This is a genomic window from Streptomyces sp. NPDC085946, assembly GCF_044540485.1.
Lineage (GTDB): Bacteria > Actinomycetota > Actinomycetes > Streptomycetales > Streptomycetaceae > Streptomyces.
Genome location: NZ_JBITSF010000031.1, coordinates 1 through 15554, shown reverse-complemented (window position 1 = coordinate 15554; position 15554 = coordinate 1). Strand labels below are relative to the sequence as shown.

The window sequence follows — 15554 nt, the reverse complement described above, 5'->3', positions numbered from 1 at the left end:
TGACTGCCCAGTCCGATGAAAACCGACCCGCATGTCGCGTCGTCCTCTCATGTCGTCTCCCGTGGCCGCCAGAAGGCGGCGAGCAAGCCGCCCGTCGCCACCACCGTCACCGCGAGCACCAGGCCGACACCCGACCATCCAGCCACCGCGAGGTCCGCCGCCGTGTCGACGGCGTACTCCCCCGGCCCCCACACACCTAGCGTCACCGCAAGCACGCCCAGCACCAGGACGTACTCGTAACCCTCCTTGAAGACGAAGAAGCCGTGCGGGCGGTGCCCGAGCAGTCCGGCGACCAGCATCACCGACAGGACGGCGGCACAGGCCAGCGAGGTGAACAGTCCCACGGCCAGCAGCGCGCCCGCACCGATCTCCGTCACACGCTGAACCACGCCTGCAGGCGCGGGCGGCGCAGACCGAGGCCGGCGAACCAGCCCGCCGTGCCGGTGATGCCGCCCCCGCCACGCAGTGATTCCAGCCGTGCGCCGCCATCACCGCATCCAGGGCGACCCGGACGAGCAGCAGGGCGGCGTCCGCGGGCTCACCCATCACCGCGCCCTCCTCTCCGAGGGCAGCGCCGGCACGCCGAGGGCGCACTCCTCGACGAATGCCAGCACGTGCAGGTGGTAGGCGAGGGCGGTGCGGCTGACGCTGGTGTTGTGTCCCGCACCCGCCTGCTCGTGCAGCACCAGACGGGGCGTTCCGGTGAACATCGAAGCCGGGTCGGCCAGTCCTTCCGGACCGTTCCTCCACACCCGCTCGTACTCGGCGAGCGTGATGTGGAGGGGTACCGGCACACGTGCGGCGAGCCGTGCGAACTCCTCCTGCCAGCCCTCCCGACGGCCCTCGTACGACGGCGAGGCGGCGCCGATGACGCGTCCGCCGTAGACGTCAGCCGGGTAGGCGTGCGGCGGGTCCCACAACGCCCGGCGCAGGTCGGGCCGGGTGCGGGCCGGATTGCGCCGCCACTCCTCCATCGCGGCGAGCACCCTGGGGTGGTGGGTCCGGCCCATGCCGGCGAGTTCCACGCCGAGCAGATCGGCGCCGCGCGGGTCGCTCGCCATCCGGACGGTCAGCTCGCAGCCCGCCGAGTGGGCCCAGAGGAACACACCGAGGCCTCCGTCCCGGTCCCGGAGGAACGTGTCGACGGCGGCGAACGCGAAGTCCGTGCGTTGTTCAGGTGCCTGGAGGCGTTCCTCGTGTCCGGCCGAGCTGCCGTAGCCGGGGCGATCGAGGGCGATAACGGTGAAGCCGGCCGTGGCGGCGGTGCGCAGCAGGGAAAGCCTTGGGTGGCCGGGGTGGTCGAAGTAGGTGGAGGTGGTGGCGCCGCCGTGCACGGCCACGATCACGGCGCGCGGGCGGGCCGCCTCGATGACCAGTGCGGAGGCGGGGACACCGTGTACGCCCACCACCTCCCGGTGGACACCGCTGGCGAGTTCGGGTTCAGTCGAGGTCATCCGTCCGTCCTGAGCAGGAGTACGCCGCTGGGGGTGAGCCCGCCGCTGGAGACCACAGCCGTCCGGGCGTCCGCCACCTGGCGGGCGCCCGCCTCGCCGCGCAGCTGGACGATGGCCTCGTGGAGCAGGCCCATGCCGTGGGTGCGGCCGTGGGAGAGCTGTCCGCCGTGCGGGTTGAGCGGGAGGACCCCGTCCCAGGCGATGTTCTTGCCGCCGTCCAGGAAGTCGCGGGCCTCGCCGATGCCGCAGAAGCCGAGCGCCTCGATCCAGGACAGGCAGTTGAAGGTGAAACCGTCGTACAGCAGCGCCACGTTCACGTCGGCGGGGCGCAGCTCGGTGCGGGTCCACAGGTGGGCGGCCTGGCCGAGCACCTGGGGTTCGTGGGTGAGCGTGGCCTGGTCCCACTTGGGGCGTTCCATGATCCGCGTCCCGACCGCCTCGATACGGATCGGGCCTTCGGCAGGTCGTCGGCGGTCTCGGCGGCGGAGACGACGACGGCGGTGGCGACGTCGCAGGGGACGTCGCAGTCGTAGAGGCCGAAGGGCGTGGTGATGGTGCGCGCCGACAGGTAGTCGTCCATGGTGAGCGGGTCGCGGTAGACGGCGTCTGGGTGCAGGGCGGCGCCGGCACGCTGGTTGAGGGCGATCCAACCGAGGGTCTCGCGGGTGGAACCGTAGCGGTGCATGTGCCGCTGGGCGTTCATCGCCAGCATCATCGCGGGTGAGACGGCGCCGAACGGCTTGAACCAGCCGTCGGCCGCTCCTCCCCGGGGAAGCCGGATCTTTCCCTGACGGACGAGTTCGGCGTGGGTCGCCTCCCACACGGTCCGGAAGCAGAGCACGTGGCGGACGAGGCCGCCGGCCACCGCGAGCATGGCGGCGATCACGGGGCCGCCGGGGCCGAAGGTCTCCCCGGCTCCGTTGTGCCAGACGGGGCGGATGCCGAGCGCGGATTCCAGTGCGGTGACCCCGCCCTCGGCGAAGCCGCCGTGAGCGCCGCCGCCGGGGTAGGTGGACAGACCGTCGATGTCATCGAGGGTAAGTCCGGCGTCGGCGACGGCCTTCTCGCACGCCTCCACTGTGAGGTGGAGAGGCGGGGCCATGAGGCGGCGGCCGATGCGGGAGGCACCCGCGCCGCTGATGACGGCGCGGTCCTCGAACTTCCGGGTGACCGGCGTGCGGCGGATGTGCTCACGCATGCGTTCGGGGGCCGGGTCGTCGGTCGGGAGGGGGCCGGGTCCGGCTGGTCGGCGGCCGGCTGGAACAACGGCAGCAAGGTGTCGCCTGCCTGTTCGAAGACGACCTCCATGAGCATGCGTGAAGAGGATCTCCTTGGCCTTACGCGGGCCCAGCTCCCAGGTGTGGCCGTGGTACTCGACCCCACCGATTCCCATGTGCACCACCAGGTCAGAGAACTCGGCGTTCTCGACGGCCACGATCAGGTCGCACGGCCAGCACAGCATCAGCCCGGCGGCGATGCACTTGCCCTGGACGGCGGCGATCGTGGGCTTGGGGATGTTGCGCCACTTCAGCGAGTACTCCAGGTAGCGGCGCGTCTCGGCGTCGTAGATCCACTCCAGGGTGATCTCGTCCGGTCCCGGCCAGCGGACTTTCAGGTCGTGTCCGGCGGAGAAGTGACGCCCGTTGGCCCGCAGCACGACCACACGGACCTCCTCTTCCCGGGCCGCGCGCATCCAGGCCGCGTCCAGGTCATCGAGAAAGGCCATGGTCTGGGTGTTGGCGGCCTCGGGGCGGTTGAGCGTGATGACGGCGACGCCGTCTTCGGCTTCCTACAGGATCTGGTCCATGACCGGCGTCCTAACGCGGTAGGCCGAGGATGCGCTCGGCGATGATGTTGCGCTGAATCTCGCTGCTACCGCCCGCGATGGTGCCGGCGAAGCTGCACGCGTACCGCTCGAACCAGCTGGAGACGAAAGCCTCGTTGTCCATGTGGTGGTACGGACCGGTGCGGGCGGGATGCGGCAGTGCGTCGGCGCCGTGCGCCTCCAGGGCGTGCAGGGACGCGTTCTGGACGGCCTCGGAGCCGAGCAGTTTGAGCACGGAGATCTCGGCGGGGTTCCGGTCCGGGCCGAGCCGGCGGTAACCGAGCAGTCTGAGGGCCGTCAGGTCCATGAGGAGGGTGGCGTACCATTCCTGGCCTGAGCTGGCGTCCACGGCGTCGCGCACCAGGTCCTGCAGGCGCTCGGCATACGACAGCCACAGCAGGGTGCGTTCGTGGCCGAGGGAGCCGTTGGCCACCCGCCAGCCCTCGCCCAGCGGCCCGACCAGGTTCTCGCGCGGCACGCGGACGTCGGTGAGGAAGACCTCGTTGAAGTCGTGGTCGTCCTCTGAGGCGATCGACCCGAAGGGCCGCCGCACGACACCGTCGGCGGCGGTCGGGATCAGCAGCGCGCTGAGCCCTTTGTACTTGGCGGCGTCGGGGCCGGTGCGCACGAAGGTGAGGAGCACGTCGGCGTCGTGGGCGCCGGACGTCCAGATCTTTTATCCGTTCACCGCGAAGGTGTTCCCGTCGAGGACGGCCCGGGTGCGCAGCGAGGCCAGGTCGAAGCCCGCCTCGGGTTCGCTCATGTCGAGCACGGCGGTGATCTCGGCGCGCAGGATCGACACGGCCCAGCGCCGCTTCTGCTCGTCGGTGCCGAAGGTGAGCAGGGATGCGGCGATGATGCCGAGTCCCTGCAGGTTGAAGCTGTGATAGATCCTGCGGTGGACCAGCTCCTCCAGGTGGGCGAGCTATTGGGGCAGGGTGGCGTTCCGGCCTCCGTACTCGGGTGGCTGGCCGGGCAGCAGCCAGCCGTTCTTGAAGAGGGTGCGCTGCCAGCGGCGGGCCCAGGCGGGGACGTGGGCGCTGGAGCGGGGGCGTTCGCGGGCCTCCACTTCCGTGGGCAGGTGTGCGTCGAGGAAGGCAGAGAACTGAGCGCGGAACTCCTCCACCTCGGAATCGTCGGCGAGCTTCATACGGTCAGCAGGGCCTTCCTGTGGGCGGACGCGGTGCCGAGCAGCAGGTCGCAGGCCTGGGCCCGTTTCAGGTGCAGTTGCAGTTCGTTTCAGGTGGAGCCCATGGCACCAAACAGCTGCAGGCCGTGCCGGAAGACCAGGCGCTGGCACTCCCCCGCCGCCGCCTTGGCCATGTGGGCGGCCCGGGCCCGGCGCGGGTCGCCCTCGACGATCGTGGGCGCGGCGAAGTGGGTGAGGGCGCGGGCCCGCTCCACGGCCACGTGCATGTCGGCCACCTTGTGCTTGACGGCCCGGAACGAGCCGAGCGGCCGGCCGAACTGCGTGCGCTACTTCACGTGCGCGAGGACCAGGTCGAGGATGCGGCGGCAGGCTCCGGCCCCGGTGGCCGCGAGACCGGCCATGGCGAGATACGGGGACGCCGGCCGCCAGAGCGCCCGCGTCGACGTGCGCCACGTGCAGGTGCGGGTCAAGGACGTCGACGCGCTCGGCACCGAGGCTCGCTCCGGACACGACGGTGACACCGTCCGGGGTGAGCAGTGCGATCTCGTCGGCGCGGTCGGCGTCGAGGACGTAGCGGCCGGTACCGTTGAAGACGGCCGTGCCGCTGCCTTCGGGCAGCCGGCCGGCCAGCGGCGCGAACCAGGTGACGGTGGCCAGAAGCGGGGGCGGATCGGCCGCGTACCCCAGCTCCTCCAGGATGAGAACCAGCTCCAGCGGCGGTGCCTCCAGCCAGCCCAGGCTCCGATAGGTCTCCCACTGCCGGTCCTCGGGCTGCGGCCGCACCTTGGCGACCGTCTCGCGCACCGTTCGGCGCAGCATCCGCTGCTCCTCGTCGAGTTCGAACTCCATGCCCGGCCTTCGCTCCCCCGAGGTTCTGGTGGCACCCTCTGTGGCACACGCGCGCGCGGCGAGAATATCATTCTCGCTATAAGGAAGTTAGGATCTCGTTTCACGCGGAGCGCGATTCGGCAGGGGGAGTGCCACCTCTTTTCACATATGTGGAGTACCGTTCTGCCATGAGTGTCGTCCCCGCCGAACCGGTCGAGTCCCCTGAGCCCGCATGGCGGCAGCGCGCCGTCGAGCGATCCACCCGGGCCGCGAAGCTGCGCGCCGAACAGCGCGTGCAACGCTTCCTGGACGCGGCGCAGGAACTGATCGCCGACAAGGGCACCACCGACTTCACGGTGCAGGAGATCGTGGAGCGGTCCCGTCAATCGCTGCGCAGCTTCTACCAGCACTTCGACGGCAAGCACGAGCTGCTGCTCGCCCTCTTCGAGGACGCGCTGTCGAGGTCGGCCACCGAGATGCGGGAGAAGATCTCGGCCGTGGCAGATCCGCTGGAGCGGCTCAAGGTGGCGGTGAACCTATTGTACGAGGCCTCCACACCCCGCGAGGGGCAGCAGTCCCCCCTCTTCACCGACTTCGCCGTCCAGCTGCTGGTGAGCCACCCCGATCAGGTGGCCACCGCCCACGTGCCGCTGCTCACCCTGTTCACGGAATTGGTGGAGGACGCGGTCGAGGCCGGCCTGGCCATCGCGCCCCGTCCTCGCCGCACCGCCTCGCTGATCATGCAGACGGCGATGTTCACGGCCCAGGCGCCTACGACCCCGGTCGGCGTACAGCCTTCCCGGATCGGCGCGCAGGACGTATGGGAGTTCTGCCTGGGCGGCATCACCGGGACGCTCCGTGGCGCCGACGAGAACACGGCCGGGACCGCCGAACCCAAACCCAAGAAGGCCGCGGCCGCCAAGAAGGCGACGGCGAAGAGGGCCCCTGCCAAGAAGTCCGCCCCCGCCAAGGGCGCCGCCGGCGGCACGGCCTGACACCACAGCCGTCAGACGGGGAAGGGTCCACATCCGCGCGGACCCTTCCCCGTCTGACGGCTGACCCCGGCCCCCCGCAACTACGTTGTGTTCCCCGGACAGTTGACGTCTCTTTTCGTCTGTCCTTTGGCATGTTTCACACATCAGCAACCGGCAGAGGGGTTCCCCGCCGTGGGTTTCGAGCTGACCGAGGACCAAGAGACGATCCGCAAGGCCGTGGCTGGTCTCCTGCGCGACTTCGACGACCGGTACTGGATGGAGAAGGACCGCGACCACGCCTTCCCCAAGGAGTTCTACGACGCCGTCGCCGGCGGCGGCTGGCTCGGCATCACGATCCCGGAGGCGTACGGCGGCCATGGCCTCGGTATCACCGAGGCCACGCTCCTCTTGGAGAAGGTGGCCCGCTCGGGCGGCGGCATGAACGCCGCCAGCGCCATCCACCTGTCCATCTTCGGCATGCACCCGGTCGTGGTGCACGGATCCGAGGAACTGAAGCGCCGCACGCTCCCCCGCATCGCGGACGGCGACCTGCACGTCTGCTTCGGGGCGACCGATCCTGGCGCCGGCCTGGACACGACGAGCATCACGACGTACGCCCGGCGGGACGGCGACCATTACGTCGTCAGCGGCCGCAAGGTGTGGATCTCCAAGGCGGCGGAGTCGGAGAAGATCCTGCTGCTGACCCGCACATCACGGCGCGACGAGGTCGCGAAGCCGACGGATGGCATGACACTGTTCCTCACCGACCTCGACCGCGACCACGTGGACATCCGCCCGATCCCGAAGATGGGGCGCAACGCCGTCACCTCGAACGAACTGTTCATCGACGAGTTGCGGGTCCCCGTCCGGGATCGGGTCGGCGAGGAGAGCCAGGGGTTCCAGGAACTCCTCAGCACTCACCCCCAGTCGGCGCAGCGCCCGCGGCCGCGAGGCCTCGATGACGATGTCCGCCCGGTCCACGGCGTCGGCCAGCTCGTCGGAGGCGAAGTCCAGCACCAGGCTCTCGTGCCCCTCGTGCAGCCGGCGGTAGAACTCCGGATGCCCCCACCGCGCACCGTCCGGTCTGGTGGTGCTCTCCGCCTTGGTCACCTGTGCCCCGGCCAGGCCGAGCAGCCGCGCGCACAAGGGCCCGGCCCACAGTGCGGAGAGGTCGAGCACGCGCAGGCCGGTGAGCGGGCGGGGGCACCGCGCACCATGGGACCGGGCGCGCACGGGGCGGCGGCGGGCACGGGCCGATCCGAGCGCGGCGGCGGGGATGCCCACCGTCTGGGCGGCGTCCGCGAGACGGGACGCGGTGACCCGGCGGGCCCCGCCGACCAGGTCCGTGTGCCGCGTGTCGAGGAGGGCCAGCAGCGCGGGGAGGGAGACGTGGTCGTCCGGACGGGCCAGGTTGACGGCGGACCATCCGTCGGCGGTCCGCAGGAGTCGGCACGAACCGCCGGCCGAGGTCCGGCCCGGTGCCGGGAGCCCGGCGAGGCACGCCCTCAGGAAGAGAGCCGTGGGCAGGTCGACGGTGACGCCGGAGTAAGTCTCGAAGTCGTCCGTGACGTCCTGGAGCGGGGCGAGGTACGGCGCGACATCGGACATCCAGAGATCAAAATTGAGATCGGTATTTCCTACCGAGGAAACACCCTTCTCTGCATGTGGAAGTCGCATTACACTCGGGCCGTCATGGAGTCGCCCTGCCGCGTGATCGACATCGACCGTCCGGCACCGCCGCCGACCGCGCGGGACCACGTCGTGGCGGGTGTGGCGGCCCGGCAGGAACAGGCCCCGGACGGGTTCGACGTCCTCCTGACCGAAAGCCCCGAGGCGCCGCCCCCCTGGGTGGCGTGCGCCGACCCGTAGGCCACCGCCCGGCACATCGGCGACGCGGTCGGCCGGCACCCCGCCGCGTCCGTCGCCCTCGTTCAGGCACTCCGGATGGGGCGCGTGCTCCCACCGCCGGACAGACTGCTGATGGAGTCCCTCGCCTACTCGGCCCTCCAGGGCGGTGCGGACTTCCGTGCCTGGCTGGCCGCGGCCCCGCCCCGCACGCCGCGTCCCGCGCCGGAACCGGTACGGCTCCGGCGCGACGGCGACTGGCTGAGCGTCGTACTGGACCGCCCCGGGCACGCAACGCCTTCGACGCCGCCACCCGGGACGCCCTCTGCGAAGCCCTCGAGGTCGCCTCGGCCGACCCCTCGATCACCCGCGTCGACCTGCGCGGCACCGAGCCGGCGTTCTGCAGCGGGGGCGACCTCACCGAGTTCGGCACCGCACGGGACACCGCCGAGGCGCACCGGGTACGAGTGTCCCACAGCCCCGCGGCGCTGCTCCTGCGGTGCGCCTCCAAGGTGACCGCCCACCTGCACGGTGCCGTGTGGTCGCGGGCATCGAGCTGGCGGCGTTCGCCGGACGGGTCACGGCCACCCCGGACACGGTGATCCGACTGCCCGAGATCGGGATGGGCCTGATCCCCGGCGCGGGGGTACGGCGAGCCTACCCGCCCGCATCGGCCGGGAACGCACCGCCTACCTGGCTCTGACCGGTACCGCGCTGACCGCGACGGAGGCCCTGCACTGGGGCTTGGTGGACGAAGTGCTCCTTGAAAATTGAGTAGTAGAAGTTTTTTACGGCATCTTCACGTCCACCTCACGGAAATCTAGCTCGGACGAATGCAAAAATGCTAGCTTCCACTCAATATTCAGGGAAGGATGGTCCATGGAAGCTGCCGCACGCTCACGGAAGCGCGGCCCCTACCAGCGGTCCCACGAACGCCGGGAACGCATCGCACTCGCCGTGCTCCGACTGATCGACGAACGAGGTCACGAGGGGGTCACCACCTCACTCGTCGCCGCCCTGTCGGACTCCAGCGAACCGACGGTCTTGTACCACTTCCCCACCAAGGACCACCTGCTCGTCGCTGCCCTCGACCGCTCGGACGACCTGGAGTTGGACCTCGCGACCGTGGGGGGCGAGGAGCTGACGCTGAACCTCGACGCCCTGCGCACCGTCGCGGACGCCGCGGTGTCGGCACACGAACGGCGACTGCGTCTGTTCGTGATGCTGCGCGGCCAGGCCGCGACGCCGGACCATCCCGCCGCCGAGTACTTCGCCCGCCGCACGGGAAGGGCGATGGACGTCTGGACCGGGATGATCTCGAAGAGGCAGCGCGACGGGCTGGCCCATCCCGGTCTCGACGCCCGGGAGACGGCCCGGCAGGTCCTCGCACTCTGGGACGGTCTGGTCCTAGCCCGCCTCGGCGACCCCAACTTCGACTGCGGACGGGCGCTGGTGGACGGTGTCCGCCGCCTCACGGGCCAGAACTGGGTCGAAGGGCTGGCCGTCCTCAACCAGCCGGGCAACGGCCTCTGACGGAACGGGAAACGGAACCATGACCGCCCAGACTTTCGAGCACCCCTATGTCGATGTCGACGAATGGCGCGACACGCCGCAGCCCCACCGCTATGTACACGGAGGCTTCAAGGGCACCGAGACCCGGTTCTCCCTCTACTTCCCACCGCCCGGGATGTACCGGAAACGGTTCTTCCAGCACATCACCCCGGTCCCGGACAGCGAGCACCTGGCGCAGTCCGCGACCGGACAGGAGGACAAAGTCGGGTTTGCGTTCGGCGCGGGCGGCTACTTTCTGGAGACCAACGGCGGCGGACCCTCCGGAACACCCGGCTCGGACATGGATCCGACGATCGCCGGCTTCCGGGCGAACGCTGCCGCCGCGGAGTACTCAAGGGTGATAGCGCGTCAAATGTACGGCGACCACCGCCCCTACGGTTACGCCTACGGCGGCAGCGGAGGCGCCTTCCGGACCATGGGCTGCGCGGAGAACACCGAGGGGGTGTGGGACGGCTTCGTCCCCTACGTCCCCGGCAGTCCGATGGCCGCTCCCAACGTCTTCGCCGTGCGGATGCACGCCCAGCGGGTGCTGCGCCACGCGTTCGACCGAATCGTGGACGCGGTGGAACCCGGCGGCAGCGGCGATCCGCACCAGGGCCTGACTCCCGAGGAGAGCGCCGCGCTAACCGAGGTCACGAGCATGGGTTTCCCGATCCGCTCGTGGTTCGGGCATCGCACGATGGGAACGCACGCCTTCGGGACGCTGTACCCGCACATCGTCACCGTGGACCCCGGATACTTCGAGGAGTTTTGGACCACGCCCGGGTACCTCGGCGCGGACCCCGACTCGTCGGTCCACCGGGACCGCGTCCGCTTCGACACCACGGTCGGTGACGTCCTCACACGGCGCGACACACCTGATCTCGGTCCCTTCACCGATCCTGCCCAGGCTCCGCGGGGCGGCGTGGACGAGGCGTTCAAAGGGCCCGCGGATGAGTACGACACCGTGGTCGCGCTGCGCCTCGCGTCCGTGCCGAACACCGAGACCCTGGGTGCCGAACTGATCGTGACGACCGGCGAGGCCGCCGGTGCCCGGCTGCGGCTGAAGGGCTTCTGGCACGACCTCGCCGTCCTCGACATGCCTGGCGCCGAGCACCCCCCGGGTGGTCTGCGCCCCGGCGACACCGTCCACGTGGACAACAGCAACTTCCTCGCGGCCCAGACCTACCACCGTCATCAGGTGCCGGGCCCCGAGTACCCGGTGTGGGACCAGTACCGTGACGCCACCGGCGCGCCGCTCCTCCCTCAACGTCCCTTCCTGCTCGCCCCCTTGTTCGCGGCCGCGGCGGCCGGACACGTGCCCACCGGGAAGTTCGGCGGCAAGATGATCGTCGTGTCCTGCCTGCTCGACAGGGAGGCCTTCCCCTGGCAGGCCGACTGGTACCGCGGCAGGGCCGCCGAGCATCTCGGTGACGCCCTCGACGACCACTTCCGCCTCTGGTACGTCGACAACGCGCTGCATGCCGACGCCGAACGGCAGGAACACCCGACCCACACCGTCAGTTACCTCGGCGTCCTGCACGAGGCGCTGCGCGGTCTCGCCGACTGGGTGGAGAAGGGCGTCCCGCCCGCCTCCGGCACCCGCTACAAAATCCAGGACGGGCAGGTTGTCGTGCCCGACTCGGCCGCCGATCGCGGCGGGGTCCAGCCGGTGGTGCGGATCACCGCCGACGGCGCTGCGTGTGCCGACGTTCGCGCCGGCACACCCGTGACCCTGGCGGCGACCGTCGAGGCCCCACCGGGAACGGGCGGCATCGTGCGGGTCCAATGGGACCTGGACGGAGACGGCACGTACGAGATCGACGACGTTACCGATCCCGTCCTCCGGCTGACTCTCGAACGCCACCACACCTACCTCGAGCCCGGTATCCGCTTCGTCACCGTACGGATCTCGGCACAGCGCGACGCCGACCCGGAGACACCGTTCTCCCGCGTCGACAACCTGGCCCGGGTCCGCGTCGTCGTACGCCGATGACCGTGCCGGCGCCCGGAAGCGCTCAATCGGCCTGCGGGGGGGCGAACGCGCACCAGCTGGCTCTGATAAGCGGTCACCAGCCCAGGTAACCGCCGCCGTCGGCGCGCAGGGCGCGAGTTACGTTCTCGTCGTACTCGAAGGTGGTAAGCACCAGGACGCGGGGTCCAGACAGCTCCTGCCGTCCGCAGATGTCGGCGGTGGCGGCGAGCCGTCGGTCAGCAGCATCCGGAAGTCCATGAGGACCACGTACGGACGGTGGCTGCGGGTGAGTTCGACACTCGGTATGGGAAATGCCGTGGACGGAGGAGTACCAACTCGCCTACTTCAAGGCCAGCCACCGGGCCTTCGACCCTGTCGACGCCGTGGTGGGCGAGCGCGTGTGGGCCGCCTTCCAGACCTCGAACGGCATCCACCGCGTCGGTGGTAACAGCAAAGACGCTTTTCACCCGAGGCCGCCGCTCCAAGACCGCCGCGCACACCCTACGTTTCTGCTGAAAGCCGCCGACGGGTGGCGAGCCCTCGACCGGCTGACCGCGTCCGCCGAAAGCCGCGGGAGAAAGCGGAGGCAGGCCTCGGCGATTCAGGAGAGGCCTGCCGCCGTGATGGCCAGGGCGGTGCGCAGGGTCTCCGCGAGGTCGGCCCGGGCCGTCTCGGGACTGGTGGTCGGCTCGGTCGTCCGGTAGGCGTGGTGTTCGACGGCCGCACGCAGCGCAGCGTTGAACATGGCGGCCCAGACCGCCGGCCGTACGTCGTCGGCGGGCAGTCCGGCCCGCTCGGCGAGGGCGCGTGCGAAGGCCGGCTCCGCCTCGTCGTGGGTCTGCAGCCAGACCGCGCGCAGGCCCGGCTCGGTCCGGGTCAGCCGCAGCAGGGCGCCTACGTCCGGACCGGGCAGGACCGTATCGGTGGTCCATACGTGGTCGAAGGCTTCCTGGAGGGGGCGGCCGGGACGCCACTGCCGCAGTGTGGTGGCGATCGTGTCGATGCCGGACGAGAAGAGCGGCCGCACACAGCTCTCCTTCGTGGGGAAGTACCGCCACACCGTGCGTGCCGAGACGCCGACCGCCTGACCGATCTGTTCGCCCGTGGTCGCGGCGACGCCTTGGGCGATGAACAGGTCGACCGCGGCGCGGGCGATCTCCAGCCGGATGGCGGCCTTGCGCTCCTCGGTCAGGGGTGGTCGCCCCGTCCGTCCGCGAGCTGCGGTCATCTGCTCCTCCGGCATCGGTGATCCCTGTCCGGAGCATTCTCCCTCACGACTTTATGTCACCCAGAGACACAAAGCGGTAGGGTGCTGGCGCGGTGTGACACGAGTCCACCGCACCAGCACTTCTTGGACGGAGCACTTCATGACCGGCGATCTGAACGGGCGCAGCGTGATCGTCACCGGAGCAGGATCGGGCATAGGACGCGCGACCGCGCTCGCCTTCGCCGCCCAGGGTGACCGCGTCGTGGTGGCGGACCTCAACGCCGAGGGGGCCGACGCGGTCGTCAAGGAGATCGAGCAGGCGGGCGGCACTGCGGTGGCCGTCACGGGCGACCTGAGCGAGCAGGCCGTCGTGGACCGGGTGGCGGCGACGGCGGTGGAGCGGTTCGGCGGGGTGGACGTCCTGGTGAACAACGCCGGGATCATGGACAGCATGTCGGCCCTGGCCGACGTGAGCGACACCGAGTGGGAGCGCGTCATCCGGGTCAACCTCACCGCGCCCTTCCTGCTCGCCCGCGCTGTGCTGCCGCACATGCTGGCTGCGGGCCGCGGCGTCATCGTAAACACCGCCTCCGAGGCCGCTCTGCGCGGTAGCGCGGCGGGCGCCGCCTACACCGCTTCCAAGCACGGCGTGGTGGGCCTGACGAAGTCGCTGGCGGTGATGTACCGGAAGCAGGGCATACGCGCCAACGCCATCTGCCCGGGCGGCACCGCTACCGCCATCGCGGTAGAAGCCGACCGCACGGCGCACGGCCCGGCGGCGATCGGCCCACACTTCGTCAACCTCGGCCGCATGGCGCAGCCGGAGGAACAGGCGGCTGTGCTCCTATTCCTCGCCTCGGACGCCGCGAGCAACATCAACGGCGCGATCCTGCCTGTCGACGACGGATGGTCCGCCGTCTGACACGACGTCGGCCACATCTACCGAGGTGCCGCGTCGCCGCATCGTGAGCGCGTGGCACCTCACTCGATGAGGGACCGCACCCCGGGCAAAGCCCGGCCGGAAGCTGCCGGGCACGCCCCGGACCGTACCGCGTTGCGGTCCGTCTTCCTAGCTTGGCGTTTAACGCTGACCTTGGTGTTCCTTGATCGATTCGGCGCGTTTGACGGTCTTGCCGACGTCGTGGTGTCTGGCTCGCTGCTTGTTGCGGGAGCCGGGTGGGCGTCCCGGTCCTGGCCGGGACGGTTTTGGTGCGGCTGCCGGGTGGGAAGCCGCAGCGCGGACGTTGCGAAACCCTCGCCTCACCCGGGCGGGGGTGAGGCGGCGGGGCTCGGTGTGGCGTTCCCAGGGCCGGCGCAGGTCCTCCGTCAGGGGCCGGGCGAGGCGGAGCTGGGTGTGGGCGGCGATGACGAGCCAGGTCCACAGGTCGGCGGTGTCCGCGTGGCGGGTCTTCGGCGCGGTCCAGCCGAGGGTCTGTTTCATGAGCCGGAAGGTGTGTTCCAGGTCGAATCTGCGCAGGAACGACTGCCACCAGCGGTCGATGTCCGCCGGCGTGGCGCCGTCGGCCGAGGACCACAGCCAGACGGGTTTCGGGTCGCGGTTGCCCGGCAGGTGCTCGACTTCCAGGCGGATCAACGTGCCGTGGAGGATGGGCAGTTCTTCGTGGGTGTGATCGAGCCAGGGGCCGCGGTGGGTGAGGCGAGGGTGTATCCGGTCCCAGGCGATCGCCTCGGCGGTGCCGTAGCGGCTGGTGTCCGTTGTGGTGGTGAGGTCGGGGGTGTGCCAGGTGTCGGGCTTGGCGAGGGTGAGGACGCCGCCGTGCCGGCGCGGTCGCCCGCCCTTCGGCCCGGAGCGGGCGGGGCCGGCGTCGCGGAGCATGACGCGGTCCGAGCGCAGACGTCCGACCAGCACCACCGGCAGGTCCGCCAGGACGTGGGAGAGGTAGGCGGTGTCGTAGCCGGAGTCCATGACGATCAGGATCTCGGGATCGCCCGGCCGCCACTGCCCGGCCGCCATCAACCGGACTACCACGTTCCGGAGTTGGCGGGCGGTGACCTGGGTGGCGTCGTCCGCCCGGCCCAGGCGGACTGCGTCCAGGAGCGCGACCCAGGAAGTGCGGCCGGTCTCCAGGGCGGCGACGAAGGAATACGGCCAGCCCGGCACGAACTGGTCACTGCTGCGGTCCCCCCGTCCGTAGACGTGGCAGAACAGTCGCTCGTCGCTGGTCGGCGCGTCGGGCCGCAGCCAGTTGGACACATCCACCGCGAGCACGATCCGCCCGTCGGCCGCCCTCGGCAGCGGCAGGCCGGCCAGCACGCGGCGCAACCGCGCCGGCTCCAGCCAGCCCCGGTCCAGTGCCGCGTACATCGCCCCGTGCCCGCGCCGGTGCTCGGCCGCCAGGGACAGCTCGACCAGCGTCTTCACCGGCCCGTCCGCGCACAACAGCGCGTCGGTGAGCTCGAAGAGCGCATCCGCCCGCTGGTAGAGACACTCGTAGAACTCGACCCGAAAGCGGGACAACAGGCCCAACGCCTCGCTTCCGGGCACATCGACGGGCAGACTCATGGGCAGCGGCCGTTCTCTCGTTCTTCGTGACTCGACATCTCGAAGCGTGGAGAACGGCCGCCTCCGCTGTCCCGGGAAGAACCGCAGGTCAGCAGGACGAGTGACCCGCGATGCTAAACGCCAAGCTTACTGATCTTTTCGTTAGTTCGGTGGGTGTGACGGGCTTGTTGGTGGGATTCTGGGTTCGTGTCTTTCAAGCCTTCGCCTGTTGCCTCCAGGCC

14 protein-coding genes and 4 pseudogenes are annotated in these 15554 nt (G+C 70.3%); 6 read left to right on the top strand and 12 right to left on the bottom strand.

The genetic code is table 11. The features are described 5' to 3' along the window. Window positions 1–47: 47 nt before the first annotated feature. From ACIF8T_RS35845 to ACIF8T_RS35810, 8 genes and pseudogenes are all read right to left on the bottom strand, one after another. A complete protein-coding gene (locus ACIF8T_RS35845; RefSeq protein ID WP_400041083.1) occupies window positions 48–377 on the bottom strand; it encodes a DoxX family protein in 330 nt (109 codons plus the stop codon). A 168-nt stretch (window positions 378–545) separates the two neighbouring features. After that, window positions 546–1454 (bottom strand): alpha/beta hydrolase, encoded by a 909-nt coding sequence (locus ACIF8T_RS35840; protein ID WP_400041081.1) that lies wholly within the window; start codon window positions 1452–1454, stop codon window positions 546–548. Next, window positions 1451–1873: a thiolase C-terminal domain-containing protein gene (locus ACIF8T_RS35835; RefSeq protein ID WP_400041079.1), complete on the bottom strand. Its 423-nt coding sequence runs from the start codon at window positions 1871–1873 to the stop codon at window positions 1451–1453. Before ACIF8T_RS35835 ends, ACIF8T_RS35840 begins: the two co-directional genes overlap by 4 nt. Further along, a pseudogene (locus ACIF8T_RS35830) lies at window positions 1768–3228 on the bottom strand (enoyl-CoA hydratase-related protein); the annotation flags it as partial. The pseudogene ACIF8T_RS35830 and the gene ACIF8T_RS35835, both read right to left, overlap by 106 nt. A 43-nt stretch (window positions 3229–3271) precedes the next feature. Beyond that, complete coding sequence (locus tag ACIF8T_RS35825; RefSeq protein WP_400041077.1) at window positions 3272–3922, bottom strand: acyl-CoA dehydrogenase family protein; 651 nt, start codon at window positions 3920–3922, stop codon at window positions 3272–3274. A gap of 33 nt (window positions 3923–3955) precedes the next feature. Beyond that, window positions 3956–4081 (bottom strand): hypothetical protein, encoded by a 126-nt coding sequence (locus ACIF8T_RS35820; protein ID WP_400041076.1) that lies wholly within the window; start codon window positions 4079–4081, stop codon window positions 3956–3958. A 123-nt stretch (window positions 4082–4204) separates the two neighbouring features. Further along, entirely contained in the window at window positions 4205–4429 is a 225-nt protein-coding gene (locus ACIF8T_RS35815) for a hypothetical protein (RefSeq protein WP_400041074.1), read from the bottom strand. Between the two features lie 89 nt (window positions 4430–4518). Beyond that, on the bottom strand, window positions 4519–4695 hold the full coding sequence (locus ACIF8T_RS35810) for an acyl-CoA dehydrogenase family protein (protein ID WP_400041072.1): 177 nt from the start codon (window positions 4693–4695) through the stop codon (window positions 4519–4521). Between the two features lie 750 nt (window positions 4696–5445). On the opposite strand from ACIF8T_RS35810, the gene ACIF8T_RS35805 reads away from it, so the two are divergent. Together ACIF8T_RS35805 and ACIF8T_RS35800 are read left to right on the top strand one after the other, a co-directional pair. Further along, window positions 5446–6252 carry a TetR/AcrR family transcriptional regulator gene (locus ACIF8T_RS35805; RefSeq protein ID WP_400041070.1) on the top strand — a complete coding sequence of 269 codons (807 nt, stop codon included), beginning with the start codon at window positions 5446–5448 and terminating at the stop codon, window positions 6250–6252. A gap of 87 nt (window positions 6253–6339) precedes the next feature. Then, window positions 6340–7068, top strand: a pseudogene (locus ACIF8T_RS35800) (acyl-CoA dehydrogenase family protein); the annotation flags it as partial. Window positions 7069–7194: 126 nt separating this feature from the next. Here the strand turns inward: ACIF8T_RS35800 and ACIF8T_RS35795 are convergent. Continuing rightward, window positions 7195–7839: pseudogene (locus ACIF8T_RS35795) on the bottom strand (CoA transferase); the annotation flags it as partial. Window positions 7840–7895: 56 nt separating this feature from the next. Here ACIF8T_RS35795 and ACIF8T_RS35790 point away from each other — a divergent pair. The 3 genes from ACIF8T_RS35790 (at window position 7896) to ACIF8T_RS35780 (ending at window position 11623) form a co-directional block, all read left to right on the top strand. Continuing rightward, window positions 7896–8678, top strand: a complete 783-nt coding sequence (locus ACIF8T_RS35790; RefSeq protein ID WP_400041068.1) for an enoyl-CoA hydratase/isomerase family protein — start codon at window positions 7896–7898, stop codon at window positions 8676–8678. Window positions 8679–8955: 277 nt separating this feature from the next. Continuing rightward, window positions 8956–9609, top strand: a complete 654-nt coding sequence (locus ACIF8T_RS35785) for a TetR/AcrR family transcriptional regulator (protein ID WP_400041066.1) — start codon at window positions 8956–8958, stop codon at window positions 9607–9609. A 19-nt stretch (window positions 9610–9628) separates the two neighbouring features. Continuing rightward, on the top strand, window positions 9629–11623 hold the full coding sequence (locus ACIF8T_RS35780; protein ID WP_400041065.1) for a hypothetical protein: 1995 nt from the start codon (window positions 9629–9631) through the stop codon (window positions 11621–11623). A 79-nt stretch (window positions 11624–11702) separates the two neighbouring features. On the opposite strand, the pseudogene ACIF8T_RS35775 reads toward ACIF8T_RS35780, so the two are convergent. Beyond that, window positions 11703–11902, bottom strand: a pseudogene (locus ACIF8T_RS35775) (DNA-binding response regulator); the annotation flags it as partial. A 301-nt stretch (window positions 11903–12203) separates the two neighbouring features. Next, window positions 12204–12830: a TetR/AcrR family transcriptional regulator gene (locus tag ACIF8T_RS35770; protein WP_400041063.1), complete on the bottom strand. Its 627-nt coding sequence runs from the start codon at window positions 12828–12830 to the stop codon at window positions 12204–12206. Between the two features lie 139 nt (window positions 12831–12969). Here ACIF8T_RS35770 and ACIF8T_RS35765 point away from each other — a divergent pair, with 139 nt between their 5' ends. After that, complete coding sequence (locus tag ACIF8T_RS35765; protein ID WP_400041061.1) at window positions 12970–13731, top strand: SDR family NAD(P)-dependent oxidoreductase; 762 nt, start codon at window positions 12970–12972, stop codon at window positions 13729–13731. Between the two features lie 159 nt (window positions 13732–13890). Here ACIF8T_RS35765 and ACIF8T_RS35760 read toward each other — a convergent pair whose 3' ends face one another. Next, window positions 13891–15333 carry an NF041680 family putative transposase gene (locus ACIF8T_RS35760; RefSeq protein WP_400041060.1) on the bottom strand — a complete coding sequence of 481 codons (1443 nt, stop codon included), beginning with the start codon at window positions 15331–15333 and terminating at the stop codon, window positions 13891–13893. Window positions 15334–15554: the final 221 nt, after the last annotated feature.